The organism is Streptomyces sp. NPDC001868, from assembly GCF_040297125.1.
In the GTDB taxonomy this organism is placed as follows: domain Bacteria; phylum Actinomycetota; class Actinomycetes; order Streptomycetales; family Streptomycetaceae; genus Streptomyces.
In genome coordinates this window covers 59793-84978 of the sequence record NZ_JBEOYO010000002.1, presented here as the reverse complement: position 1 = coordinate 84978, position 25186 = coordinate 59793, and the positions used below count along the sequence as shown (strand labels likewise).

Annotated in this window: 18 protein-coding genes; 5 read left to right on the top strand and 13 right to left on the bottom strand. The window is 71.8% G+C overall.

The window, feature by feature from the left end; translation table 11 throughout:
* Nucleotides 1–9 precede the first annotated feature (9 nt).
* From ABT147_RS02895 to ABT147_RS02885, 3 genes are read left to right on the top strand one after another with little or no spacing between them, the layout of a single operon-like run.
* Entirely contained in the window at nucleotides 10–1374 is a 1365-nt protein-coding gene (locus tag ABT147_RS02895; protein WP_351402092.1) for a (5-formylfuran-3-yl)methyl phosphate synthase, read from the top strand.
* Nucleotides 1375–1416: 42 nt separating this feature from the next.
* The gene (locus ABT147_RS02890) at nucleotides 1417–2331 is read left to right on the top strand and encodes a carboxymuconolactone decarboxylase family protein (RefSeq protein WP_351402090.1); all 915 of its coding nucleotides are present in this window, start codon (nucleotides 1417–1419) and stop codon (nucleotides 2329–2331) included.
* Between the two features lie 11 nt (nucleotides 2332–2342).
* Complete coding sequence (locus ABT147_RS02885) at nucleotides 2343–3452, top strand: hypothetical protein (protein WP_351402088.1); 1110 nt, start codon at nucleotides 2343–2345, stop codon at nucleotides 3450–3452.
* Nucleotides 3453–3580: 128 nt separating this feature from the next.
* Here ABT147_RS02885 and hflX read toward each other — a convergent pair whose 3' ends face one another.
* The 6 genes from hflX to miaA form a co-directional block, all read right to left on the bottom strand.
* Nucleotides 3581–5080 carry a GTPase HflX gene (gene hflX / locus ABT147_RS02880; protein WP_351402086.1) on the bottom strand — a complete coding sequence of 500 codons (1500 nt, stop codon included), beginning with the start codon at nucleotides 5078–5080 and terminating at the stop codon, nucleotides 3581–3583.
* A 178-nt stretch (nucleotides 5081–5258) separates the two neighbouring features.
* The gene (locus ABT147_RS02875; protein WP_351402084.1) at nucleotides 5259–6740 is read right to left on the bottom strand and encodes a M1 family metallopeptidase; all 1482 of its coding nucleotides are present in this window, start codon (nucleotides 6738–6740) and stop codon (nucleotides 5259–5261) included.
* Nucleotides 6741–6847: 107 nt separating this feature from the next.
* On the bottom strand, nucleotides 6848–9001 hold the full coding sequence (locus tag ABT147_RS02870; protein ID WP_351402082.1) for a RelA/SpoT family protein: 2154 nt from the start codon (nucleotides 8999–9001) through the stop codon (nucleotides 6848–6850).
* A gap of 298 nt (nucleotides 9002–9299) precedes the next feature.
* On the bottom strand, nucleotides 9300–10169 hold the full coding sequence (gene dapF, locus ABT147_RS02865) for a diaminopimelate epimerase (RefSeq protein ID WP_351402079.1): 870 nt from the start codon (nucleotides 10167–10169) through the stop codon (nucleotides 9300–9302).
* Between the two features lie 143 nt (nucleotides 10170–10312).
* Nucleotides 10313–10843 carry a hypothetical protein gene (locus tag ABT147_RS02860; RefSeq protein ID WP_502983018.1) on the bottom strand — a complete coding sequence of 177 codons (531 nt, stop codon included), beginning with the start codon at nucleotides 10841–10843 and terminating at the stop codon, nucleotides 10313–10315.
* A 102-nt stretch (nucleotides 10844–10945) separates the two neighbouring features.
* The gene (gene miaA, locus ABT147_RS02855) at nucleotides 10946–11884 is read right to left on the bottom strand and encodes a tRNA (adenosine(37)-N6)-dimethylallyltransferase MiaA (RefSeq protein ID WP_351402077.1); all 939 of its coding nucleotides are present in this window, start codon (nucleotides 11882–11884) and stop codon (nucleotides 10946–10948) included.
* A 181-nt stretch (nucleotides 11885–12065) separates the two neighbouring features.
* On the opposite strand from miaA, the gene ABT147_RS02850 reads away from it, so the two are divergent.
* Together ABT147_RS02850 and ABT147_RS02845 are read left to right on the top strand one after the other, a co-directional pair.
* Nucleotides 12066–12353: a hypothetical protein gene (locus tag ABT147_RS02850; RefSeq protein ID WP_351402075.1), complete on the top strand. Its 288-nt coding sequence runs from the start codon at nucleotides 12066–12068 to the stop codon at nucleotides 12351–12353.
* Nucleotides 12354–12376: 23 nt separating this feature from the next.
* On the top strand, nucleotides 12377–12676 hold the full coding sequence (locus ABT147_RS02845) for an antitoxin (protein WP_351402073.1): 300 nt from the start codon (nucleotides 12377–12379) through the stop codon (nucleotides 12674–12676).
* 111 nt (nucleotides 12677–12787) lie between these two features.
* Here ABT147_RS02845 and ABT147_RS02840 read toward each other — a convergent pair whose 3' ends face one another.
* From ABT147_RS02840 to ABT147_RS02810, 7 genes are all read right to left on the bottom strand, one after another.
* The gene (locus ABT147_RS02840; RefSeq protein WP_351402071.1) at nucleotides 12788–13495 is read right to left on the bottom strand and encodes a class III extradiol dioxygenase subunit B-like domain-containing protein; all 708 of its coding nucleotides are present in this window, start codon (nucleotides 13493–13495) and stop codon (nucleotides 12788–12790) included.
* A gap of 126 nt (nucleotides 13496–13621) precedes the next feature.
* Nucleotides 13622–15148 (bottom strand): tRNA (N6-isopentenyl adenosine(37)-C2)-methylthiotransferase MiaB, encoded by a 1527-nt coding sequence (miaB, locus tag ABT147_RS02835; RefSeq protein WP_351402069.1) that lies wholly within the window; start codon nucleotides 15146–15148, stop codon nucleotides 13622–13624.
* Nucleotides 15149–15212: 64 nt separating this feature from the next.
* A complete protein-coding gene (locus tag ABT147_RS02830; protein ID WP_351402066.1) occupies nucleotides 15213–19862 on the bottom strand; it encodes an FtsK/SpoIIIE domain-containing protein in 4650 nt (1549 codons plus the stop codon).
* A 130-nt stretch (nucleotides 19863–19992) separates the two neighbouring features.
* A complete protein-coding gene (locus tag ABT147_RS02825; protein WP_351402064.1) occupies nucleotides 19993–21438 on the bottom strand; it encodes a hypothetical protein in 1446 nt (481 codons plus the stop codon).
* A complete protein-coding gene (locus tag ABT147_RS02820; protein WP_351402063.1) occupies nucleotides 21435–22010 on the bottom strand; it encodes a sigma-70 family RNA polymerase sigma factor in 576 nt (191 codons plus the stop codon). The genes ABT147_RS02825 and ABT147_RS02820 overlap by 4 nt, the downstream gene beginning before the upstream one ends.
* A 318-nt stretch (nucleotides 22011–22328) precedes the next feature.
* The gene (locus ABT147_RS02815) at nucleotides 22329–22628 is read right to left on the bottom strand and encodes a hypothetical protein (RefSeq protein WP_351402061.1); all 300 of its coding nucleotides are present in this window, start codon (nucleotides 22626–22628) and stop codon (nucleotides 22329–22331) included.
* Between the two features lie 104 nt (nucleotides 22629–22732).
* The gene (locus ABT147_RS02810) at nucleotides 22733–24985 is read right to left on the bottom strand and encodes a coiled-coil domain-containing protein (RefSeq protein ID WP_351402059.1); all 2253 of its coding nucleotides are present in this window, start codon (nucleotides 24983–24985) and stop codon (nucleotides 22733–22735) included.
* Nucleotides 24986–25186 lie beyond the last annotated feature (201 nt).

Sequence of the window (25186 nt, the reverse complement as noted above, 5' to 3'; positions counted from 1 at the left end):
GGGTTTCCCATGACCGATGACCGGACGATGAACCGCAAACTGCTCGTCAGTGTCTTCAATCCGCAAGAGGCCCGCGAAGCCGTGCTCGGCGGCGGCAGAATCATCGACAGCGAGGATCCCCGCAGCGCCCTCGGCAATATCAAGCCGCAGCAGATCATGGCGGTCAGCGACGCGGTTCTCGGCTTCCGGCGCGATCTGGAGGTCCAGCTGTCCACCAACATCGGCGAGGACCAGCTGCTCTACGACCGTTCCGGCACCGGGGCGGCGATCCAGAAGTCCGCGTACGAGATCGCCGGCAAGGCCTCGCAGGCCGCGCTGGGGGTGGCGGTGTCCATGGGGACCCGGGTGCACCCCTGCGGCATCGTGAAGGTGGGCCTCGACGGCATGGAGACCGGCCTGCTCACCGATGTGCTGCGCGAGTGCGTGCAGACCCTGCGGCGCACCGAGGGCTTCTCGCACACCCAGGTGATGTCGGTGCTGTTCGCCCAGGACCTCGATCTCTGGGAGGAGCGCCGCTCCGTGCGCGCGATCCGCCAGGCACTGGTGGGCCTGCGCGAGTTCCACCCCTGCGAGTCCGACGCGGAGCACGGCTTCGACCTCACCGAGTACGCGGCCGGGACGCTGCGGGACGAGGACGGGAGGCTCCTGTTCACCGACCCCGGCCAGGTGGACCTGGAGTCGCTGATCGACCACGGCGTCCTGCCCGAGGGCACCCCGCACACCACGGTCGCCCTCAACGAGCTGTTCCCGCACGCCCGTTACGGCATCACCACGGACCCCTCCGCGCGCCGCACCGACCGCGAGGCGATCGCCCGCATGGTCGACGCGACCGTCCGGGCGGGCGCGGGCGCGATGATGCTCGACACCAGCGTCCTGCTGAAGGTCGCCCGGGTCGGACTGGTCGCCACCGAACGCAGCCCGGACATGACCGACTTCAACTCCCTGGACGTGGACGAGACGACCGGTCTGAAGCGCCGGGGCATCCTCAGCCTCGACGACATCCGGTTCTTCGTCGACTACTGCCACCACCGCGGCATCGAGGCCAACCTCGCCGGTTCCGTCACCAGTTACCAGGCGCAGCAGCTCTGGCGGCTCGTCCCGGAGGTCGACCAGATCTCCACCCGGGGCGCCGCGTCTGCCGTGGCCCAGAACCCGCACCGGCCCGAGGGCGAGGGAGAGGACTCCCGGCGCGACCGGGTGATCGTCCGGAGCCTGGTCCGCGGACTGGTCCCACCGGAGCAGGGTGGCTACCTGTGGCTCCCGCAGGAGATGAAGCCGCGGTCCGGCGAGGCCGTGCGCGAGGTGCTGCACCGCTTCCCGGGGCTGACCGGGCACTGGGCGGACAGGTACGGCCGCCTGACGCCGTTCGGCTGACGGCCGACACCGAACAACCGAGAAGAGGAGCGTGATGTCCCCATGTCCGATCTGATCCCGCCCGCCGCCCCCGGGTCCCGTGTGCCCGTGCTGCCCGCCGGGCGGACCGAGGCCAGGGTCCGTACCGAGTTCGACAGATCGATCCGGGACTGGGGCATCCCCAGCAACCTGTTCCGGACGATGGCGTGGCTGCCCGGCCTCGCGCTGACCGAGGTCGAGTACGCCAACTCGTTCATCTTCGACGCCCCTCGGTACACGCCCGCGCCCCGGCCCCCCGGCGACCCGGACGGGGAGAGCGTCCTGTTCCCGCAGGGCGGCTTCATGGACCGGGTGACCAAGGAGCTGGTCATCAACCTGGTGAGCCTGCTCAACCGCAGCCGGTACTCCCTCACCCACCACAGCTACATCGGCTACGGCGTACTGCGCGACCAGTTGCCCCACGTGGACCCGGCGCGGCGGGCGGCGCACGCCGAGGAGATGCTGCTGCGGCTGGTGGACTCGGCGGGGCACCCGGACTGGGAGGACCGGACCTTCACCTGGGAGGGCGTCACCGAACCCCTCTACACCGAGCCGCAACAGCACTGCCTGCGGCTGGCGGAGACGATCCAGCGGGACCCGCACTCGGTCACCGACCGGCAGTTCGCCGACCTGCGGGATGTCCTGCGGGGCGTGGCGGCGGAGAACATCGCGAAGGGGCCGCTCGCGGAGGTGCCGGGCACCGGGACGGAGGCCTATCTGGCCGCCTGGGTGAACGCGATGACCGTCGAACTGACCTGGTGCATCGTGCACTTCGACGGCCTGCTCAACTCCTGGTTCACCGTGTTGCGCGTGATGGACGAGACAGGGGCCGAGGACGAGGTGGGCGTGGACTTCGTCGCCGCCTACAACGCGACGGTCCCGGACCGGATCAAGGTACGCAACAACAACCTGCTCGGCCCGACCGGCTGGGGAAGTTGAGGACGGACACCATGCCCGAGAACCCGACCCTGACCACCACCACCGAGGGACTTGCCGCCTCCGCGACTCCCTCCTCGGCGACGCCCGCCTCCACGATGCCGACCGCCGCAAGGACATCGGCCCCGTTCACCGGCGCGGTCGCGCCCACCGAGACCGGCGTTCCGGTCCCCGGCGGGCCGCCCATCCGCTTCGAGTGGCACACGGGCGACTGGTTCGACGTCTTCGAGAAGCATGTCGCCCTCATCCAGTCGGACATCGCCCGCGCCCAGGCCGAGGACCGGATCGTCGTCTATCTGAGCTGCCCGATCACCTCGCGGGGCGGCGGCCACTTCCGGACCAACACCGAGATCGCGAACTTCGTGACCCGCCGGCTGGCGTCCGAGTGGGGCGAGCGGTTCTTCGTCGTCAATCCGGCCGCGTATCAGCTGGAGTCGAAGGAGGGCACCGGCCTGGTCGCACGGCACATCGTCGAACTGGCCCGGGAGACCGGCCGGACGCTGAGTCTGGAGCAGCTCATGAAGACTGCCCGGCCGACCGGCGGGGACTACATGCGGATGTGGACCCGGGTCCTGGCCGAGGACCACTACCTCACGGACCCGCCCGGCCCGACCGGCCCGCCCGGTGTGCCCAACCCGCCCTCGCGTCAGAAGCTCCAGCTCGGCGGACTCTTCGACGCGTTCTACTTCCTCGGCCCCGACGACGTGCACGGCTTCTTCCGCGCCGACTCGGGCGGCGGCGGTGCGCTGGTGGCCGCGGTGGAGGCGTACTTCGCGCGCAAGTACGCCGTCGACCCCGACTTCTGGACCGACTACGGCACCGTCCCCGGCCCGGACGGCGCCCGCCGCCCGCTGGATCTCACCGACCGGGACGACGCGGCGGTGTGGGAGGCCCGGCGCAAGGAGTTCGTCCGCTTCTACACCGTGCGCGCGGGCGGCTCGTACAGCCTCGGCTGCCACGACGAGTGGAACATCCTCGTCCGGCTGAACAGGGCGCGCGCCGGGCACCCCGCCTACGGCCCCGGCGAACTGATCGCCGCCTACTACGGCGGACGCGCCCGCTCGATGGCCGAGAGCGAACTGGAGACCTCCCCCGGCTACGAGATCAAGGAGAAGACCGCGTAGCGCGGGGGACGGACGGGGGGTGTGCGGGGGCACCAAGCGGCCGGTGCTCCCGCACATACCGAAGGCCCGCCCCTCGGCGGAGGGGGCGGGCCTTCGGGTACATCTGGGCCGCCTGCGCGACTGGACGGTCAGGCCGTCGTCGCCGCCGGAACGTACGGCGCCAGATCCGCCGCCAGTTCCTCGTGCACCCGGGCCTTGAGCAGGGTGCCCTCCGGGGTGTGCTCCTCGGAGATCACCTCGCCGTCGGTGTGGGCGCGGGCGACGAGCTTGCCGTGGGTGTACGGCACGAGCGCCTCGATCTCGACCGAGGGGCGGGGCAGTTCGTTGTCGATCAGCGCGAGCAACTCGTCGATGCCCTGGCCGGTACGGGCCGAGACCGCGATGGAGCGCTTCTCGATCCGCAGCAGCCGCTGGAGCGTCAGCGGGTCGGCCGCGTCCGCCTTGTTGATCACCACGATCTCGGGCACATCGGTCGCGCCCACGTCACGGATGACCTCGCGCACGGCGGCGAGCTGCTCCTCCGGCGCCGGGTGCGAGCCGTCGACCACGTGCACGATCAGGTCGGAGTCGCCGACCTCCTCCATCGTGGAGCGGAACGCCTCGACGAGGTGGTGCGGCAGATGGCGTACGAAGCCGACGGTGTCCGCCAGCGTGTACAGCCGCCCGCTCGGGGTCTCGGCCCGGCGCACGGTCGGGTCGAGGGTCGCGAACAGGGCGTTCTCCACCAGGACGCCCGCGCCGGTGAGGCGGTTGAGCAGGGAGGACTTGCCGGCGTTGGTGTAACCGGCGATGGCGACCGAGGGCACCTTGTTCCTGCGGCGCTCCTGGCGCTTGATCTCGCGGCCGGTCTTCATCTCCGCGATCTCCCGGCGCATCTTCGCCATCTTCTCGCGGATCCGCCGCCGGTCCGTCTCGATCTTGGTCTCACCGGGACCACGGGTGGCGAGGCCGCCGCCCTTGCCGCCGCCCATCTGACGGGACAGCGACTGACCCCAGCCTCGCAGCCTCGGCAGCATGTACTGCATCTGCGCGAGCGCGACCTGGGCCTTGCCCTCCCGGGACTTGGCGTGCTGGGCGAAGATGTCGAGGATCAGGGCCGTACGGTCGATGACCTTGACCTTGACGACGTCTTCGAGGTGGATGAGCTGCCCCGGGCTCAGCTCACCGTCGCAGATGACGGTGTCCGCGCCCGATTCGAGGACGATGTCCCGCAGCTCGTTGGCCTTGCCCGAGCCGATGTAGGTGGCCGCGTCCGGCTTGTCGCGGCGCTGGATCACGCCGTCCAGCACGAGCGCGCCCGCGGTCTCCGCGAGGGCGGCAAGCTCCGCGAGGGAGTTCTCCGAATCCCGCGCGGTTCCCGTGGTCCAGACACCGACGAGTACGACGCGCTCCAGGCGGAGCTGGCGGTACTCGACCTCGGTGACGTCTTCGAGTTCGGTGGAGAGGCCCGCGACACGGCGCAGGGCCGCGCGGTCGGAGCGGTCGAACTGGTCGCCGTCCCGCTCTCCGTCGATCTCGAAGCTCCAGGCGACGTCCTCTTCCATCAGGGCATCGGCCCGCAGGTTCTCGGGGTTGTTCTGCGCGAAGGCGCTCTGTGCGGCCTGGGAAGGGGAAGAAGAGGAGGTCATTGGGTCCTTACGTCGATAGGAATCCGAAGGTGACGGATCACGACCCGTCACTGGCGACAACGCCCGGGGCGCCCGGGAGATTCCCGCCGCCGACTCGAAGATGGTCGCACGGTACGCCCCGTCTCGTCACCCGGGTTTTTCCCCGTCCGCACCGGGGCCACACCCGGGTGGATCCCGGCTACCGCTTGGCCGGGGCCTCCACCGGTGCGGACTTCCAGTCGGGGTGCCCCGGCATCGGCGGCGTCCGCACCTCGTACAGCCAGGCGTGGAAGAAGCCGTCGAGGTCGCGTCCGGCGATCCGGGAGGCGAGTGCCCGGAAGTCGGCGGTCGAGGCGACGCCGTCCCGGTGGACGGCGACCCAGGCCCGCTGGAGCCGGGCGAAGGCGGGGGCGCCGATCTCCTCGCGCAGGGCGTAGAGGAAGAGCGCGGCCCCGTCGTAGACGTTCGCGCGGAAGATGCCGATCTTCTGGCCGTTGCGGGGCTTCTTCGGTGCCGCCGGCGGTCCCCCGGCGGCGCGCCAGCGGTCGGAGGAGGCGTAGGCGGTCTTCATGCGCGCCTCGACGGTCCGGCCGGCGGTCTCCTCGGCGTACAGGGCCTCGTACCAGGTGGCGTGTCCCTCGTTCAGCCACAGGTCGGACCAGGTGCGGGGGCTGACGCTGTTGCCGAACCACTGGTGGGCCAGCTCGTGCACCATGATCGACTCGACGTACCACCTGGGGTACTCGGGCCGGACGAAGAGTTCCCGCTCGAAGAGGGAGAGGGTCTGGGTCTCCAGCTCGAAGCCGGTCTGCGCCTCGGCGATCAGCACGCCGTACGTCTCGAAGGGGTACCGGCCGACCTTGTCCTCCATCCACTCGATCTGGGCGGGGGTCTTCGCGAGCCAGGGTTCGAGCTTCTCGCGGTCCTTCGCGGGGACGACGTCGCGCACCGGCAGGCGGTGCGGTCCGGTCCGGTGGAGGACGGCGGAGCGGCCGATGGAGACCTGGGCCAGTTCGGTGGCCATGGGGTGCCGGGTGCGGTAGGTCCAGGTGGTGGTGCCGGCGGCGCGGTCCGTGCCGGTGGCGAGGCCGTTGGAGACGGCCGTGTAGCCGTCGGGCACGGTGACGCGGACGGTGAACATGGCCTTGTCGGAGGGGTGGTCGTTGCAGGGGAACACCACGTGCGCCGCGTCGGCCTGGTTGGCCATCGCGAGCCCGTCGGCGGTCCGCACCCAGCCGCCCTCCTCGTCCCCCGTGTACACGGGGTCGCTGGTGTGCCGCACGGTGATGCGCGTCCGGCCGCCCTCGGGGAGCGGCGCCCGGGGCGTGATCACCAGGTCCTCGCCCGCGCTGGTGAAGGCGGCGGGCGCCCCGTCGACCTCCACGGAGGCGACCGTCCCGTGCGTGAAGTCGAGGTTGAGCCGTTCCAGCGGGGCGGTCGTCCGGGCCTCGATGGTGGTGACGGCCGTGAGCGGCGCGCGGTTGCTGCCGGGATAGGTGAAGGCGAGGTCGTACGACTCCACGTCGTATCCCGGGTTGCCGAGGTGCGGGAAGAGCCGGTCGCCGACGCCGAGCGGTTCGGCGGGTGAGGGGGCGCTCGCGGCGATCAGGCAGACGGAGACGGCGGAGGCGAGGAGCGCGGCCTGGACGCGGCGGCTCCCGGTGCGTGGGGTGAGCGGCATGGACCACCGCTACCAGCGCGCCCGTGCCGTGCGCCGCCGACGCGCAGTGGTCCCACCCGAACGAGCGGCCCGCCGTCCGCCGGGACGCTCCGCCCGCCCCGCGCGGCTCAGTGCGTGGCCGCCGCCTGGTGCTGGGCCCGGCCGACGTCGTACACACCCGGGACGTTCCGCATGGCCCGCATCAGGCCCGGGAGGTGGGCGGCGTCGGGGAGTTGCAGCGTGTAGGTGTGGCGGACGCGCTGCTGGGTCGGGGGTTCGACGGTGGCGGTGACGATGTCGACGCCTTCGAGGGCGATGGCCTCGGTGAGGTCGGCGAGCAGATGGGGCCGCTGGAAGGACTCGGCGACCAGGGTGACGCGGAACTCGGTGGTGTCCCCCCAGCGCACGTCGATCTCCGCGCGACCCAGGCCCTTCATGCGGGTCACGGCGGCGCATTCGACGCGGTGCACGGTCACCACTCCCCCGCGGACGGCGAAGCCGGTGACCTCGTCGGGCGGGACGGGCGTACAGCAGCCGGCGAGTCGTACGGTCGCCTCGGGTCTGTCGACGACGACCACGGCGCCGACGGTGTCGGAGGTGGCGGCGGGCTCGTCGAGGGCGGGGCGCAGGGCGGGCGTCTCGTCCTTGCGCGCGCCGTCGCGCTCCTCGTGCTCGGCGTCGGCGGCGGGCGAGGGGTGGGTGGCGAGCCAGCGCTGGATGGCGATGCGCGCGGCGGGTGTGTGGGCGTGCTCCAGCCACTCCCTGGAGGGCTCGGAGGCCGGGTCCTGGCCCATGAGGAGCTGGACGGTGTCGCCGTCCTTCAGGACCGTGCTCAGCGTCGCCAGGCGGCCGTTGACGCGGGCGCCGATGCAGGCGTGCGCGTCCTCGCCGTACTGCGCGTACGCCGCGTCCACGCAACTCGCGCCCTCGGGGAGCCCCAATGTGCCCCCGTCGGGCCGGAACACGGTGATCTCGCGGTCCTGGGCGAGGTCCTCGCGCAGGGTGGACCAGAACATGTCCGCGTCCGGTGCCGCCTCCTGCCAGTCGAGGAGACGGGAGAGCCAGCCGGGGCGGGTGGGGTCGACGCGCTCGCCGTCGCCGTCGGTCTGCTCCTCGGCGGGGGCGGCGTACGGATTGCCGAGCGCGACGACGCCGGCCTCGGCGACCTTGTGCATCTGGTGGGTGCGGATGAGGACTTCGGCGACCTGGCCGTCGCCGCGGGCGACGGCCGTGTGCAGCGACTGGTAGAGGTTGAACTTCGGTACCGCGATGAAGTCCTTGAACTCCGAGACCACCGGGGTGAGACAGGTGTGGAGTTCGCCGAGGACCGCGTAGCAGTCGGCGTCCTCGTTGACGAGGACGAGGAGTCTGCCGAAGTCGGAGCCGCGCAGCTGTCCGCGTTTGCGGGAGACCCGGTGCATGGAGACGAAGTGCCGTGGCCTTATGAGGACTTCGGCCTGGATGCCGGCCTCGCGCAGGACCCCCCGCACCTCTTCGGAGATCTCGGCGAGCGGGTCGCTCTCCCGCGCCGCGTTCTCCGCGATGAGGTCGCGGGTGTACTTGTACTCCTCGGGGTGGAGGATCGCGAAGACGAGGTCCTCCAGCTCGGTCTTGAGTGCCTGGACGCCGAGCCGTTCGGCGAGCGGGATCAGCACGTCGCGGGTGACCTTGGCGATGCGTTCCTGCTTCTCGGGGCGCATCACGCCGAGGGTGCGCATGTTGTGCAGCCGGTCGGCGAGTTTGATCGACATCACCCGGACGTCGTTGCCGGTGGCGACGAGCATCTTGCGGAAGGTCTCGGGCTCGGCGGCGGCGCCGTAGTCGACCTTCTCCAACTTGGTGACGCCGTCGACGATGTAGCAGACCTCCTCGCCGAACTCCTCGCGCACCTGATCGAGGGTCACATCGGTGTCCTCGACGGTGTCGTGGAGCAGAGAGGCCGTCAGGGTCGTTGTCTCCGCGCCGAGTTCGGCGAGGATCAGGGTCACGGCGAGCGGGTGGGTGATGTACGGCTCACCGCTCTTGCGCATCTGACCGCGGTGCGAGGACTCCGCGAGGACGTACGCCCGGCGCAGCGGGTCGAGATCGGCGTCGGGGTGGTGGGCGCGGTGCGCGTCGGCGAGATGGCTGATCGCGTCGGGCATCCGGTCACGGGTCGTCGGGCCCAGGAGTGCGGCGCGGCCCAGACGGCGCAGGTCGATACGGGGTCGGCCCTTCCTGCGGTGCGCTGGTGGCGGCGCAGGGGCGGGCGATACGGCGGGGTTCGTGGCCTCCGCGCTCATGGGCACCTCCGGCTGCGTGGACCGGCGGACGGGTGCCCCATGGCGTGCGGCGGCTCAGGGGATCGTGTCGTTCCCCCGTCCGTGCCGGTGCTTGATGCTACCGAGCCCACCACGCCCGTCCGACCGCCTCTCGCCGAGCGTGAAACGGATCACCCATTCGAGCGAAGGTTCTGAGGTTTACGGTTTCGAGTCACCCCACCCGGGGTGCGCCGTGGATTCGTACCCCTGAACGCACGGTGGACTTGGATCACGATGGCGCCCGCGCTCCGGACGCCGCCATTTCAAGCCCTAGCACACCTCAACGCGCCGCGCTTTCCAGCCACTTGGCGTCGATCTCACCTTCGGCCACGATCACCGCGGGGCCGGTCATCTCGATCTCGCCGTCGGGCCGTTCGGTGATCACGAGCGTGCCGCCGGGCACATCGACGGTGTACGTCGCCGGGGTGCCCGTGACGGACGGGTCGGCGCCGTCGCGGCGGGCGGTGGCCACTGCGACGGCGCACGCGCCGGTGCCGCAGGAGCGGGTCTCGCCGGAGCCGCGTTCATGGACGCGCATCGCCACGTGCCGGGGGCCGCGGTCGACGACGAACTCGACGTTGACCCCGTCCGGGTAGGCGGAGGCGGGGCTGAAGGGCGGCGCCGCGTACAGGTCGCCGGCGTCCGCGAGGTCGTCGACGAAGGCGACCGCGTGCGGGTTGCCCATGTTCACGTTCCGCGCGGGCCAGCTGTGCGCGCCGACGCTCACCGTGACGTCGCCCTCGGGGAGGCGCGCGCTGCCCATGCCGACCGTGACGTCACCGTCCTTGTCGATGTGGACCTTCTTCACGCCCCCTCGGGTGGCGACGGTGAGGTCGCCCTCGGTGACATGACCGGCGTGCAGGAGGTAGCGGGCGAAGACGCGGACGCCGTTGCCGCACATCTCGGCGATCGATCCGTCGCCGTTGCGGTAGTCCATGAACCACTCCGCCTCGGCCGCCAGATCCTTCACCTCGGGGTGCGCTGCGGACCGTACGACGTGCAGCACGCCGTCGCCGCCGATGCCCGCGCGGCGGTCGCACAGGGCGGCGACCGCGGCCGGGGAGAGATCGATGGCGTTCTCCGGGTCCGGGACGATCACGAAGTCGTTCTCGGTCCCGTGTCCCTTGAGGAAGGCGATCCGCGTGCTCATTCCTCGATGTTACGGGAGCGATTCGCTGGGAGGCCGTGGAAGGGCATTGGGAGGGCTTGCGGTTCGAGGGTCCGTGCTGGTGCGTCGTGGCTGGTCGCGCAGTTCCCCGCGCCCCTAACGGGGCGCTCCTTTGCGCGGCTTTCCTAGCGGAGCCGGGCCACTCGCCATACGGCCAGGAAGGCCACCGCGGCGAGGATCAGGGCGTAGGCGAGGACGAGGCGCCAGTCCGGGCGGCGGCCGGAGCCGCGGGCGGGCAGGCCGGGCCACGTGTAACCGACCCGGCGGGCGGCCATCATGCCCCAGCCGGCCGCGGTGGCGCAGATCAGCAGGCCGAGCATGGCGACCACGGCACCGCCGTCACCGAACTCGAAGGCGAGCGGGAAGGCGAACATCAGGGAGCCGACCGCGGCGAGGCCGACGATGGGCGCGAGCTGCCAGAGCCGCAGCCTGCGCTGGGGGCGCAGCTCGACCTCGACCTCCGGGCCGGACATCTCGTCGGGTTCCGGTCCGTCGTCGCTCACGCCGTCGGGAGTCTGGTCCTCGGGGCCGTCGGGGCTCAGCGGGTCGCCGTCGGAGTCCAGTGCGTACCCCTCGGTAACCAGCTGGTCCACGTCCTCCGCGGTGCCCTGCTCCGTGCCTTGTGCGGTGTCGCGAGGGCCGGCCTCCATCGCCACGCGCCCTCCCAACTCGGACTCCACTTGGTCGATCGAAGCTCGATGATGGCACGCCCCCGGAGGCCGGGATGACCGCCGGAGTGACCCGATGCCAGGACGTGATCAGGCTGTAACCGGTCGTTCGACCAACGCCAGTGCGAGCTGCGGGAGTTCCGTCAGGTCGTCGAGACCCCCCTTGAGCCAATGCACCCGCGGGTCGCGTCTGAACCATGAATCCTGGCGGCGCGCGAAGCGCTTGGTGGCACGCACGGTCTCCGCTCGCGCCTCGTCCAGGGTGCACTGCCCGGCGATCGCCGCGAGGACCTGCTGGTAGCCGAGCGCACGCGATGCCGTACGCCCCTCGCGCAACCCCTGCGCCTCCAGTGCGCGTACTTCTTCGACGAGTCCGGCGTCCCACATCCGGTCGACGCGGCGGGTGATGCGCTCGTCGAGTTCGGGGCGCGCCACGTCGACACCGATCTGGACGGTGTCGTAGACCGAGTCATGGCCCGGGAGGTTCGCCGTGAACGGCTTTCCGGTGATCTCGATCACTTCGAGGGCGCGGACGATCCGGCGGCCGTTGCTCGGCAGGATCGCGTGGGCGGCCTCGGGGTCGGCGGCGGCGAGCCGGGCGTGCAGCGCGCCGGAGCCGCGCAGGGTCAGCTCCTCCTCCAGCCGGCCGCGGACCTCGGGGTCGGTGCCGGGGAACTCCAGGTTGTCGACGGCCCCCCGGACGTACAGCCCGGAGCCGCCCACCAGGATCGGCCAGCGGCCGTCGGCGAGCAGGGCGTCGATGCGCGCGCGGGCGAGCCGCTGGTACTCGGCGACGCTGGCGGTGACCGTGACGTCCCAGATGTCCAGCAGGTGGTGCGGGACTCCGTCGCGCTCCCCGGGGGTCAGCTTGGCGGTGCCGATGTCCATCCCCCGGTAGAGCTGCATGGAATCGGCGTTGATCACCTCGCCGCCCAGGCGCTGGGCGAGGAAAACGCCCAGATCGGACTTTCCGGCCGCGGTCGGTCCGACGACGGCGATGACTCGGGGAGGGGGAACTGCGCTACTCACCGCCCCAGTCTCGCAAATGTCGGGGCCTCTTCTCGAACGAGCTACGTGACGCGAGGGAGCCGGGGTCGTTGCGTGTTGCGAGTTCGAAGCGCCGGATTCGAGTGCCGGCGGCCCGGATGACGCAATGGGACGCTCCGGGAGAGCGCGGGATTTAGCCCGCATGATTAGCATTGAGGTTGATATGGGCGTTTTTTCACTGTTCCGTCGTAAGGCGAAGGACGCGGACGAGGCCGCCGTGACGGCATCCGCACCGGCTGCCGAGACCGAGGCGGAGGCAGAGGAGTCGGACGAGGCGAAGGGATCCACCGAGGCCGCCCAGCCCGAGGCGGAGGCCACGGCCAAGGCCGAGGACGAGTCGGCCGAGCCCGTGGCGGAGGCCGTGGACGCGGCGGACGACGTGGAGATCCCCAAGCAGCAGACCGCCGAGCAGGCGGCCGACAACGAGGCCAGTGAGGGCGCCCGCAAGTGACCCATCCGCGCGGAAGGTGAACCATGGGCCTGATGGATAATTTGAAATCCAAACTCTCCCCGGCCAAGGACAAGGTCTCGCACCTCGCGCAGAAGCACGAGGACAAGATCCATCACGGTCTCGACAAGGCCGCGCAGACGGTCGACAAGCGGACCAAGGGCAAGTACAGCGACAGGATCCAGTCGGGCACGGGCAAGGCGAAGCACGCCATGGGCCGATTCGCGCACCAGGACGACGACGGCCATATGCCCCCGCCCTCGGGCGGCGGCCACACACCCCCGTCTCCGGGTGGCGGCGCGACACCACCGCCTCCGGCTTCCTGAACACGTTCATGTCGTCGGACGGCCGCGGAGTACCCCGTACTCCCGGCCGTCCGCCGTCTCCGGCCGACGTTGCCCCGTGGCCGGTCTACGCCCAGGCCCGTCGTGGCCGAGCTACGACCAGGCGGCCACCAGGTAGCCCACCCCGTACGGCGCGTCGTCGTACAGCAGGCTGCCGCCCAGGCCCCTGCCCTCGGCGGCGCCCGCGAGGATCTGCCAGGGGGCGCGCCCGGAGGCCTTGAGCTCGCGGGCGAGCCCGGTGTCCAGCGCCCGCAGGGCCTCGACATCGGCGCCGGCCAGCGCCCTCGCGACCTCCGCGTCGAATCCGGCCGCGCGGTCGTCCATATACCCCGGGGCCTTGAGCGTGCGGCACGCGCTGGCGTCGCCCATCACCAGCAGCGCCACCCGGCCGGCCGACCCGGCGCGTTCCCGTCCGACCTGGACACACCGCTCGACGGGGAGCGGTTCCGCCACACCGAGCCCTTCCATGGGGGCGTCGGCCCAGCCCGCGCGGTCGAGCAGCCAGGCGGCGACGGCGAGGGAGGCGGGCAGCCGGAGCGTCGTGTCGCCGGTCCGCCCGCGCCCGAGGCGGACGTCGAGATCCACACCGAAGCCCCGGAACGAGCCCCGGGAACCTTCCGGATACGACGCGTCCTGTCCGGCGGGGCCGACGACCACCAGCCGGTCGGGCCGTGCGGCGGCGAGCACCCCGAGCGCGTCCGCACAGGCGTCCCGCGCCCCGTCCAGCTCGGGCGCGGCACCCGCGGCGACCTGGGGCACGAGCAACGGAGGACAAGGACAAACGGCAGCGGCGACAAGCATGATCCGCAGGGTAACTTCTACGACCGAGGAGTGCGGGTCGCGCCCGTCAGGGGCGCGGGGAACCGCGCGAACACCCCCCACACACCCGCGGCCCGCGAACGACCGCCCGGCCCGAGCTGATCCCGGCTACTGCCCGACCCCGCAGCCACCCGTGGTCGCCACAGGCAACGGCTCCGGAACCCCGATCTTGGGAAGGCCCAGCATCACACCGACCGGCTTCTCCGCCGGAAGGGCATTCCGCTTCTCCCAGGCGTCCCCCGCCCGAGTCCGCCGTACGTCGAGCACGGCGCCCTCGGCGAGCAGGTGATGCGGAGCGGCGTACGTGATCTCGACGGTCACCACGTCACCGGGGCGGACCTCCTGGTCCGGCTTGGTGAAGTGGACGAGGCGGTTGTCGGGGGCGCGCCCGGAGAGCCGGTGGGTGGCGCCGTCCTTGCGGCCCTCGCCCTCGGCGACCATCAGCTCCAGCGTGCGGCCGACCTGCTTCTTGTTCTCCTCCCAGGAGATCTCCTCCTGGAGGGCGACCAGGCGCTCGTAGCGCTTCTGGACGACCTCCTTGGGGATCTGGTTCTCCATGGTGGCGGCGGGGGTGCCGGGGCGCTTGGAGTACTGGAAGGTGAACGCCTGGGTGAAGCGGGCCTCGCGGACCGCGTGCATCGTCTGCTCGAAGTCCTCCTCGGTCTCGCCGGGGAAGCCCACGATGATGTCGGTGGTGATGGCCGCGTGCGGGATGGAGGCGCGGACCTTTTCGATGATGCCGAGGTAGCGCTCCTGGCGGTACGAGCGGCGCATGGCCTTCAGGACCGTGTCCGAGCCGGACTGCATCGGCATGTGCAGCTGCGGCATCACGTTCGGTGTCTCGGCCATGGCGGCGATCACGTCGTCGGTGAAGTCACGGGGGTGCGGGGAGGTGAAGCGGACCCGCTCCAGGCCCTCGATCTTTCCGCAGGCCCGCAGCAGCTTGCTGAACGCCTCGCGGTCGCCGATGTCGGAGCCGTACGCGTTGACGTTCTGGCCGAGCAGGGTGATCTCGGAGACGCCCTCGGCGACCAGGGCCTCGATCTCGGCGAGGATGTCGCCGGTGCGGCGGTCCTTCTCCTTGCCGCGCAGGGCCGGGACGATGCAGAAGGTGCAGGTGTTGTTGCAGCCGACGGAGATCGAGACCCAGGCGGCGTAGGCGCTCTCGCGGCGGGTCGGCAGTGTGGAGGGGAAGGCCTCCAGGGACTCGGCGATCTCGACCTGGGCCTCGTCCTGGACGCGGGCGCGCTCCAGCAGGACGGGGAGCTTGCCGATGTTGTGCGTGCCGAAGACGACGTCGACCCAGGGCGCCTTCTTGACGATGGTGTCCCGGTCCTTCTGGGCCAGACAGCCACCGACCGCGATCTGCATGCCGGGGCGGGCGGTCTTCATCGGGGCGAGGCGGCCGAGGTTGCCGTAGAGGCGGTTGTCGGCGTTCTCCCGCACGGCGCAGGTGTTGAAGACGACGACGTCCGCGTTGCCCTCGCCGGCGTCCTTGGGAGCGCGGACGTATCCGGCGTCCTCCAGGAGACCGGACAGGCGTTCGGAGTCGTGGACGTTCATCTGACATCCATAAGTACGCACTTCGTATGTCTTGACGCCCACTGCCTGACTCCGGTCGCTGCTGTTGGTCACTCCGTAAGCCTAAGGCAGCGCCCGGGGAGCCCTCGTCCCCAGGCGCTGCGGTCCGCCGGACGGGTCAGGCCGTCGTGCCGTCCGGGTCGGCCGTGTCGTCCGCGTCGAGCACGGTCTCCGGGATCTGCACGTTGATCAGTTCGCCGGTACGCTGGTCGACGGTGAGGCCCCGGCCGGGTTTGCGGCCGCCGCGCAGGTGGGCGTGGGCGAGGCGGGCGCCGATGAAGTCGCCCTCCAGGATGCTCTGCGGGCCGAGGAGGACGCCCTTGCGGTGCCGTTTCAGGGCGCTGAGCCAGCCCATCGCGCCCGTCATGGTCTCCCCGGTGGCGGAGACGACGATGCCGATGCCGTGGTCCCGGCCGGACTGGGCCAGCGAGCGGAGGTTCTGGTCGATGTCCGGCAGGACGAACAGATCGGCGTCGTCCACCATGACCACCCGGGGTCCGGCGCCGGATTCCAGGGCCTCGGTGAACTCCTCGACGGTGGGTTCCGTCGCGGTGATCAGCCGTACGCCGGGGTGGCTCCCCAGGGTGCGCAGCGGCGACTCGCGCGGGGCGAGGATCACCAGGCGGGTGCCCGAGGCGAGCAGGGAGACCGCGAGGGCGGCCAGGGTGGTGCTGCGGCCGGAGCCGGGCGGGCCGACGACCGAGAAGGTGGGTGAGGTGTCCGCGAAGTCCACGCCCACCGGGGAGACGTCGTCGCCGCCGAGGCCCAGCAGACCCCACATCGGCCTGCGGAACTCCTCCCCCACCTTCTCGTACGCGTCCGTGAACGTGACCTTCACCGGGAGCGTGCCGATCCGGGCGGGCCGGCGGTCGGCGGGGAGTCCGGCGTCGCGGCGGGTGGCCTCGGCGCCGATGCCGCGCAGCGCCTCGGCCTGTTCCTGGCCGGTGGCGCCCGGGGCGAGCAGGGCCACCTGGATCTCGGTGCCGCCGTCGGAGGTGAAGCCGCGGCCGGGGAGGACGAGGTCGGGGATGTCGCGCGCCCGCTTGCCGACGGCGTGGTAGTCGGTCTTGTCGTTGAGGCGCAGCAGCAGTTTGTTGTCGTTGAGGGCGGTGGCCCGGCCGGAGAGCAGGGCGCGTTCGGAGGTGGCGACGACGTGCAGGCCCGCGGCGGCGCCCTCGCGCAGGAACCGGTTGAGCTGTTCCACCGGGCGGCCGCCGTTGTGGTCGGCGACGGCCTCGATCAGCGCGTCCCAGCCGTCGATGAACAGCATGATGTGGGGCGGACGGGAGCCGGCGCCGACGGTCTCGCGGAGTTCCGTGAGGTTGCCGGCGTGCCGCTCGGTGAGGAGTTCCTGACGGCGTTCCAGTTCGCCGTCGAGACGGGCGAACAGCCGCTCCAGCCGCTCGATGTCGCCCCGGGGCACGACCGCGCCGCAGTGCGGCAGGACGCCGAGGGCGGTGAGGGCGCCGCCCGCGAAGTCGATGCCGTAGAGGTGGACGTCGGCGCTGGAGTGGCCCCGGGCGAGGGCGCCGGCCATCGTGCGGAGCACCTGGGAGCGGCCGGAGCGCGGGATGCCGACGACGTACAGGTGTCCGAACTCGGCGAAGTCGAGGCGGACGGGCAGCTGGGCCTGTGCCTCGGGCAGGTCCGACAGGCCCCAGGAGACGGGGGCCAGGCGGGCGCCGCCGCTCTCGTCGGGCTGGGGCAGGTCGTCGATCAGGAGGTTCTGGCCGAGGGCCGGGAGCCAGGGGCTGGGCTGCGGGGCGCAGCCGGCGAGTCCGGCCGCCTCGGAGACCGCCGCGACCAGGGCGTTGAGGTCGGTGGGGACGTCGTCGGCGGTGTCGGCCGCCGGGTCGTCGCCGTGGTCCGACTCCGCCGTGCCGGGCAGTCCGGCGGCGCGGCCCAGGCGCTGCCAGTGGAGTTCGGTGCCATGGATACGGGACTCCTCCGCGGGCCGCCGCTCATGGGGCTCGGGGGTGGGCTGCGCGCCGGGCATCGGGGTGCCGGCGTAGGCGGTCTGGAAGGGGACGACGGTGCCGTGGCCGAGGCGGGCGAGGGCGCGGCCGGGGGTGGCCGGGGAGATACTGACGGCGTCCTTGGTGTCGATGACGTCCATGCTCTCGGAGGCGTCGGTGACCCGGAGGGCGATGCGCAGATTGGTGTTGGCCCGGATGTCGGAGCTGACCACACCGGCCGGGCGCTGGGTGGCCAGGACCAGGTGGATGCCGAGGGAACGGCCGCGCTGGGCGATGCTCACCAGGCCGGGGATGAAGTCGGGGATCTCCCGGTAGAGGGTGGCGAACTCGTCGATGACGATCACCAGCCTCGGCACGGGCGCGAGTTCGGGGGTGCGGCGGCGCATGCCCTGGTACTCGGGGAGGTCCTTGGCGCCGGCGTCGGCCAGGATGTGTTCGCGGCGGGTCAGTTCGGCGGACAGCGAGGTGAGCGCGCGCTGCACGAGGTGGCTGTCGAGGTCGGTGACCATGCCGAGGGTGTGCGGCAGGTCGACGCAGTCCTTGAAGGCGCTGCCGCCCTTGTAGTCGACGAGGACGAAGGTGAGTTCGTCGGGCCGGTTGACGGCGGCGAGCGTGGCCACGAAGGTCTGCAGCAGTTCGGACTTGCCGGAGCCGGTGGTTCCGGCGACGAGGCCGTGCGGACCGTCCTTGACCAGGTCGAAGGCGATCGGGCCGTCGTAGCCGGCGCCCAGCAGGACGCCGGTGGAGGCGGGCCGCCGCTCCCAGCGGGCCGCGATCTGCTCGCCGCTGGGGTCGGGCAGGCCGAGGAGTTCCAGGAGCCCGACCTCGGTGGGCAGGCCCTCGGAGGCGTCCGGGGTGACGTCGCGGATCGGGGCGATGCCCCGGGCCACCCGCTCGCACCACTCGGGTTCGACCAGGTCCGGGCGGATGTCGGTGATGTCGGGCCGGCCGGTGCGGCGCAGGGTCAGCCGGTGGTTCTCGTGGCGGACGACGGCGGTGCACTCCTCCGGCAGGAGCCGCTCCTCCTGGTCCAGGCAGAGCGGGAAGATCCGCACACCCGGGCCCTCCTTGAGGATGGAGACCACGCCGGGCACGTCACGCAGGCGCCGGGCGCCGTCCATCACCACCAGGACGTCCGGTTCGCTCAGCAGCGCCTTGCTCATGGTGGACTCGGCGGCCCGCTGTCGGGTGCGCAGCGTGGAGACCAGTTCGGCCACGCGGTTGGCGACCGTCTCCGGGTCGTTGCCGATCAGGGTCACGGCGCCGCCGCGGATGCCGGGCAGGCCGTCGCGGGAGTGCGGCAGCCAGCGCGCCCAGTGCCAGGAGTCCTCGGCGCCCTTGTCGGTCAGGATGACGATCCGCAGGTCACGCGGGGTGTGCAGGACGGCGGCCTGGGCCGTCATCCAGCGGGCCAGCGCCTGCACCGGGCCGGTCGCGCCGGCCAGGCCCACCACACCGCTCTCGACGAGGTCGACGCCGACCGGGGCGTCCGGGATCGTCCAGTGGACGGCGGTGTGGTTGTCCTCGCGGGCGGTGTCGTCGATGCCGAGCAGGGACGGCTGCGGGGCGGTGCCGAGGCGCAGGGACAGATGGTCCGGGTCGCCCCGGCGCCGCTCCCACAGCCGGCGGCCCGGGCCGACCGCCCAGAGTCCGGCCACCGCCGGGTCGGGGGCGCTCTCCGCGCGCAGCCGCCGTTCGGTGGCGACCTTCTGCCGGACGTCCTCCTCCAGCGAGGCCCGGCGCTGGCGGTAGACGCTCGACTTCTCCTCGTAGTCCTTGCGGGCCTGCCGTCGTCCGCTGACGTAGTTCGCGGCGATGAGCACCGGCGACAGGAACATGAAGATCAGATAGAAGTACGAGTTCAGGAAGAACATCATGCTGACGCCGAAGACCATCGGGGCGAGGGCCACGAGCAGCGGGATCGGCCTGCGTCCGGGCGGATCGGGCGGTCCGGGGAGCCGGAACCGCTCGGGTGCCAGGTGCGGCAGGATGCGCGGCGGCCGGTTGTAGTCCAGGCCGCCTCCGCCCTCGGACGGCACCACCGCGGCGTCCCTGGCGGTCGGTTCGGTCAGCCGCAGCAGGTGGTCGCCGACCGACACCTCCGCTCCGGCGGGCCAGAGCACCCAGCCGTCGGGGAGTTCCGCGGTGCCGTCGGCGGCGTCCTCCGGCTCGTCCTCCTCGTCCTGCTCGGCGAGCGGCAGCAGCGGGGTGTTGGGGCGGCCGCGGTGCTCCGGCGGCTCGGGGACGGACAACTCCGCCGGGCCGCCGTCGGGCAGCTCCACGATGGCCGAACCGTCCGGGCGTACGGTCACGCGGATGCCGTCGCCCGGCACGCTCCGGCCGTCGAGCGGGACGGCGGCGTCCGCCTGCGGGCCGATGCCGTGGGTGCCGAGGCCGAGCGCGTGGACCCGTCCGGCGTCCGGGCCGCCCACCACCTGGAGTTCGACCACCGGTGCGTGGTCCGCCCGGTGCGGCTGCGGCATGGCCTCGCGCTCGGGGCCGTAGGCGGTCGGCGCGGGCGGGTGCGGGGCGCCGAGGGCGACGACGCTGCCGTCCATCAGCCGGGTGGCGGCCAGCGGGGTGCCGGGGGCGAGGGCCTCGTCGCCCAGGTAGCAGGCCGGGGCCGGTCCCGGTGCGGCGGGCGGGGTTCCGGTCTCGTCGGTGTCGCCGGCGCGCAACCGGGCCAGACGGGCGGCGACCTCCTCGACGGGGGTGTTCCCGGACGCGCTGAGCAGCACGTCCTGACGGCCGGTGGCGTCGCCGTCGGCGACCGTGGTGATGAGGAGTTTCACTGCTCCCCTTGGGGGTGCTCGGGGGTGGGCGGTTCGGGTGGGGTGGCCGGGCCGGGGCTGTGGCGGTGGCGGGCCGGGGCTGTGGCGGTGGCGGGCCGGGGCTTTGGCGGTGGGGGTCAGCCCTCTCGGGTCAGTCCTCTCGGGCACCGGAGGAGGCTCCGGAGGACGCGGCGGTGGTGCGGTTCCGGGCGGCGGCCGGTTCGGCGAGCAGTTCGGATCCGGTGGTGGTCCGTGCGGGTTCCGGGGTCGGGAGGACCTGCGTCGGTGCCTCCTCCTGGCGGACCTCGGCTTCTTCGAGTGCCGAAGTCATCTCGATCAGCCGGGTTTCCTCGACCTGCCGGATCTCCTCGGGCTGCCAGGTTTCCTCGATCCGCCGGGCTTCCTCGATCCGCCAGGTTTCCTCGGGCTCCCGCGGCTCCCGGCTGTGCGGCCGGGGCGGCGTGGGGGTGCCCCGGCGCGGGGCGGACTCGCGGCGCAGCCGACGGCGGTCCGCGCGGACGGCGGCGGCGACGGCTCCGCCCAGCGGGGCCGAGTCCGCGTCGAGCCCCAGCTCGGGCGCGACCACCCGGCCGCGTCCGTCGACCCGAAGGGCCCAGCTGTGCCCCGCCACCCGGCCGTCGATCAGACAGACGACGGCGCCCGAGGCGGCCAGGGCACCGAGCCGCCGGGCCTGTTCCGGGCCGGGGGCGGCGCAGACCAGCACGGTCGTGGCGGCCCGACCGGACTCGTCGAACTCACCGGCGCCTTCGAGGTCCCCGGGCTCCTCGGCCGCCTCTTCCAGGTCGCGCAGCACGGCGTCGAGCCGCTGCCCCCGGTACTGCGGATGGACCCCGTCCGTGACGGTGACCGAGGCCCCGCTGCCGGGCCGGTCCAGCTGTGCGGCCAGGGCCTGGAGGAGCCGGCCCCGGGCGGCGGTGTCGCCCTCGACGGTGATCAGCCGTGGTCCGGCGGTCAGATCGAGGTGGACACAGGCGTCGTCCGCCATGCCGAGGGCGACCGGCAGCGGACGGATCCGCGCACCGGTGCGCGGGCGGCCCTGCGGCAGCCCGTCCGCCTCCGCGAGGGGAAGCTCCCACCGCTGCGGGCCGGGCTCGTCCGACCACTCCCAGGGGGCGGGGGGTTCGGGCAGCGGGCGGGCGGCGATCTGTACGGCCACGAGCCCGGGTTCCGTGCGCACGGCGTGGGGCACGGCCCCGGGCGCCTCGGCCAGAGCCGTCGCGGCCGCGTCCAGCAGCCGCCGTACGAGCAGGCCGCCCCGGGGGTCGGACAGATGACGGGCCAGGGCGCGCACGCCGCGCCGGTGGCGCCGGTAGCCGCGCAGCGGTTCGCCGAACGCCCGCCGGGTCAGGGTCAGTTCACGGCCGACACGACGCCGGAAGCGCCGCCAGCCGCCCCGTTTGCGCACCAGGTGCCGCAGCAGCAGGAAGAGGAGCAGCAGGACGACCGCGGCGACGATGAGGACCGTGAGCAGCGACTCGTCGGGCTTCCCCAGCGCGAGGACCGAGCCGTACGCCGGGTCGTGGGCGGCGGGGTGCGACTCGGCCGGGCCGGGACCCGGCACGGCGGGCGTGGTCATGCCGCCGCCAGCGTGTGCTCCGGGTGCCGCCGGCGCAGCTCCCGTATCGCGTGATGGGTGCGGGACTTGACCGTGCCCGGCGGTATGCCGAGGGCGTCGGCGGCGTCCGTGCCGGTGCAGCCGAGGACGTAGACGTAGAAGAGCACCTCGCGGTGGGGGTGCGAGAGCCGGGAGAGGGCGTGGACCATGAAGCGGCGCTGGACGGCCTGGCTCATCGGGTCCACGGTCCCGGTGTGGTGCTCCAGGGCGTGTTCGTGGGCGACCTCGTTGTGCGGCCGCTCGCGCCGGGCCCAGTCGATCACCAGGTTGTGCGCCACCCGCATCAGCCAGGCCCGCGACGGCGACCAGTCCGGCGGCTGGCTCGCGGTGCTCTGCCAGGCACGGAGCAGGGTCTCCTGGACGAAGTCCTCGGCTCGCTGGCGGTCACCGCGGATCAGTCCGGAGACATAGCGCAGCAGCGGGCCGTGGTGCTCTTCGTAGAGTCTGCGGATGGAGCCGTCGCCGTCGGGCGGTGCTTCGCCCGAGGCGGGAGCGCTCCCGGTCGCGACAGGACTGGGCGTGGACGTTCTCATGGATTCCCCCTGGGCCGGCGTGAATCTCTGTGCCGGTCCGGTCGGGCGCCGCGAACGCGGCGTTGGCTGGGCAGGGCTGAGCACATGTACCCGGGGCGACCTCACGATTCATGGGTGGAACGTGAGGTTCCGCAAGGGGGAGTCTATGAGCGCTTCTGTAGCTTTCAAGGGTTCCTGAGAGGAACCTGAGGTTACCGATGAGTTGTCCGAAAAACCGAACAGGGGTGCCGGTCCGGGGGAGTGGACCGACACCCCTGCGAAAGGGACACCGACGGAGGGGGAATCCGGGCCGGCGTCCCGGTTCGGGGTGGTTCGGGCTCAGCTGGGGATGCCGCCGGCGATCTGCGAGTCCAGGTTGTTGACGGCGTTGCAGATGTCCCGGAACTGCTTCGAGAACTGCGTGATGTTGTTCACGGCCTCGGTCAGCGACTTGTTGAAGTTCGCGTAGGACGTCTGCATCTTCGGGCTGGTCGCCGTCAGCAGCAGGCCTCCCTGGAGCAGGTTCTCGACCTCGGCCTGGAGCGAGGACAGCTGGGGGACCAGTGTGTCGCTGACGGCTGAGTCGAGCTTCTTGGCAGTGCTCTCGATTTCCTCGTCGTCGATGACGTTCTTCGGCATGGTGCACCTCGTTCTCTGTTGACGGACCCGGCGAGGCGGGGAGCGCGCACGCGGGGAGCTTGGGGGTGGGGTGCGGCGGCGGGGCCGCTCCGGGTGGGGGGGGGTCAGCGCCAGTTCTCGCCGAGTGTTCCGAGGGGTGGTTCGGCGCTGCTGCGTTCGTGCTGGGTGACGGACTCCCTCAGGTACCAGGTCCCGTCGTCGGCCCGCTGCCAGATCTCCTGGACCTCGTTGCTCGCGTCGGCGACGAAGCGGGTCCCGGTGTTCTCGTTGGTGACGACCCTGGTCACGGAGCCGTCCGCACCCGTGTAGTCGGTCCGGGTGACGCCCTCCTGCACGGTGGTCGTCGTCCCCGGGGCGGTGGAGCCGGAGGGCCGGCCGCCGGAGTCGACCAGCGGGTTCTCCACCGTGAGATAGGCGGGGGGCCGGTCCAGCCGCTGCTGGGGGTCCTCCTTGCCGGCCTCGGAGTTGAGGTACTCCTCCTTGTCCATGGTCAGCTCCCAGTCACCGTCCGGCCGCTTGGTCCAGATCTGGAGGGTGTCCCGGCCGGTCCCGTCGGTGACGTAGCGCTTCATCCACCCGTCGGGTGATCCCTCGGGCGAGGAGTCCATGTAGACCTTGGTGACCGAGCCGTCGGAGCTGCGGATCGTGGTCACGGAGTCGCCGTCCCCGGACAGCGGGTGGTACGTCTCGGAGTACGTCAGGCCCGTGTTCTTGTTGGTGACGGTGGTGGTCGTCTCGACGGGGTCGCCGTTCCTGTCGACCTTGATCTCACCGTTCTCGTCGAGCTGGTACGACACGGTGGTGGTGCTGTTGCCGTCCTGGATCGTGTAGCCCTTGGGGACGAAGGCCTCGTCGGGCAGATCGTCCAGCTGGCCGCGCATGCCCCGGAGCCGGCCGACGTCGGCGTCCTTGTCCGGGTCCCAGTCGCGCAGCTTGTCGTACTCCTCGCCGAAGCCGTCCTGGAGGTCCTGCTGCCGCTGCTGGACGGGCTTCTCCTCCTCGGTGAGCGCGGTCTGCTCCTTGTCGCTCTCCGCCTGGTCGTCCCACAGCTCCTTCTGGCGGGCCTGCAGGTCGTCCGACTCCCGGTCCAGGGGGTCCAGCCGGGTCTGGAGGTCGGCGCGATCGGCGTCCAGGTCGTCCCGCTCGGCCTTGAGGGCGTCCTCGACCTCCTTCTGGGTGGACTTCTCCAGGGCCCAGAGGTCCTTCTGCCGGGCCTGGAGTTCGTCCTGCCGCTCGGAGAGGGGCTCCTGGGCGCGGCTCAGCGCGGCACGCTCGTCGTCGAGTTCCTTCTGCCGCTCACGGAGCGGGGCGAACGCCTTCTCCTGGTCGCGCTGTTCCTGCTCCAGCGCCTCCCAGCGCCCGGCGAGCCCCTTGCCCTCGGACTCCCACAGGTCGTCGCGCTCCTTGTCCAGGGCGTCCTGTCTGCGCTGCCAGGCATCGAGTTCGGCCTGGGTGACGCCGTCCTTGCCCTGGAGGGTCCGCCGTTCCTCCCACAGGGCTTCCTGCTTCTCCTCCAGAACGTCCTGCTTGGCGTCGTAGGCCTTCTGCTCCGCCTCCAGAGCGGTGACCTTCTTCTGCAGGGCCGCGTCCTGCTCCGCGCGGAGGGCCTTCTCGTCCTCCCACAGCCGCAGCTGCTCGCGCTGGAGTTCCTCCTGCTGCCTGATCAGGGGCTCCTGCTCGGCGCGGAGGGCCTCGTACTCCTTCTGCAGCTCGTCCCGCTTGACCTGGAGCTTCTCCTCGCGCTCCTTGAGGAGGTCCTTCTCCTCCTGCCACAGCCGCTGCTGTCTGGCCTGGAGTTCGTCCTGCTCCTTCAGCAGGGGCTCCCGCCTCGCGGCGAGCTCCTCCTGCTCCCGGTTCAGCTCTTCCTGCCGCTTCTGCTGGGCCGCGGTCCGCTCGTCGAGCTTCTTCCGCTTCTCGACCAGCGCGTCCTGTTCCTTCTTCAGACGCGCCTGCTGGGTCTTGTAGCGGGCTTCCAGTCTTCTGGCCTCGTCCGCGCGGAGCTTGCCGGCCAGCGCCTGCTTGCGGATCTCGTTCTGCCGGCCGGCCTGGTCGCGGACCTGGGCGGTGACCTGCTGGGCCGCGCCGGCGGCGTGGGAGGCGTCCTGGTCGTAGAAGGCCTTGCCCGCCCTGTCGAGGAGGTTGCCGAGGTCCGTCATGGCCTGCCAGCCCTCACCGAAGGACTTCTTCCAGGCGCCGTAGAAGTCCTCCAGTGCCTCGGCCGTCTCCCGGCGCGGGCCGATGTCCCCGACCGCGAACGTCTTGTCCGTCTTCGAGGCGTTGTCGAGTTCGTCGCGGAGGTGCCACAGATGGCGTGCGAGGACGGTCATCAGGTCGTAGTCGTAGGAGACGCGCACCATGTCCGCCGTCCTTTCCCCGAAGCGTCGTGTCCGTGCCGTGAAGCGTCGTGTCCGTGCAGTGCCGTGCCGTGCGTGCCGTGAAGCGTCGTGTCCGTGCCGAGCCGCCCTGTAGACGAGGACTCGGGTCCGGATGGTTCAAAAAGATTTCGTCCGCACCGCGCTGACCGGCGAGAACTGTGGCGTGCGCCACTTTCTTGAACT

What these genes read in the sequence shown, in the direction of transcription:
- ABT147_RS02875 (WP_351402084.1), bottom strand. Translation starts at nt 6,740, where the DNA reads ATGCCGCTCACCCCACGCACCGGGAGCCGCCGCGTCCAGGCCGCGCTC.
- ABT147_RS02890 (WP_351402090.1), top strand. Translation starts at nt 1,417, where the DNA reads ATGTCCGATCTGATCCCGCCCGCCGCCCCCGGGTCCCGTGTGCCCGTG.
- hflX (WP_351402086.1), bottom strand. Translation starts at nt 5,080, where the DNA reads ATGACCTCCTCTTCTTCCCCTTCCCAGGCCGCACAGAGCGCCTTCGCG.
- dapF (WP_351402079.1), bottom strand. Translation starts at nt 10,169, where the DNA reads ATGAGCACGCGGATCGCCTTCCTCAAGGGACACGGGACCGAGAACGAC.
- ABT147_RS02840 (WP_351402071.1), bottom strand. Translation starts at nt 13,495, where the DNA reads ATGCTTGTCGCCGCTGCCGTTTGTCCTTGTCCTCCGTTGCTCGTGCCC.
- ABT147_RS02815 (WP_351402061.1), bottom strand. Translation starts at nt 22,628, where the DNA reads ATGCCGAAGAACGTCATCGACGACGAGGAAATCGAGAGCACTGCCAAG.
- ABT147_RS02850 (WP_351402075.1), top strand. Translation starts at nt 12,066, where the DNA reads ATGGGCGTTTTTTCACTGTTCCGTCGTAAGGCGAAGGACGCGGACGAG.
- ABT147_RS02895 (WP_351402092.1), top strand. Translation starts at nt 10, where the DNA reads ATGACCGATGACCGGACGATGAACCGCAAACTGCTCGTCAGTGTCTTC.
- ABT147_RS02810 (WP_351402059.1), bottom strand. Translation starts at nt 24,985, where the DNA reads ATGGTGCGCGTCTCCTACGACTACGACCTGATGACCGTCCTCGCACGC.
- ABT147_RS02820 (WP_351402063.1), bottom strand. Translation starts at nt 22,010, where the DNA reads ATGAGAACGTCCACGCCCAGTCCTGTCGCGACCGGGAGCGCTCCCGCC.
- ABT147_RS02845 (WP_351402073.1), top strand. Translation starts at nt 12,377, where the DNA reads ATGGGCCTGATGGATAATTTGAAATCCAAACTCTCCCCGGCCAAGGAC.
- ABT147_RS02870 (WP_351402082.1), bottom strand. Translation starts at nt 9,001, where the DNA reads ATGAGCGCGGAGGCCACGAACCCCGCCGTATCGCCCGCCCCTGCGCCG.
- ABT147_RS02825 (WP_351402064.1), bottom strand. Translation starts at nt 21,438, where the DNA reads ATGACCACGCCCGCCGTGCCGGGTCCCGGCCCGGCCGAGTCGCACCCC.
- ABT147_RS02885 (WP_351402088.1), top strand. Translation starts at nt 2,343, where the DNA reads ATGCCCGAGAACCCGACCCTGACCACCACCACCGAGGGACTTGCCGCC.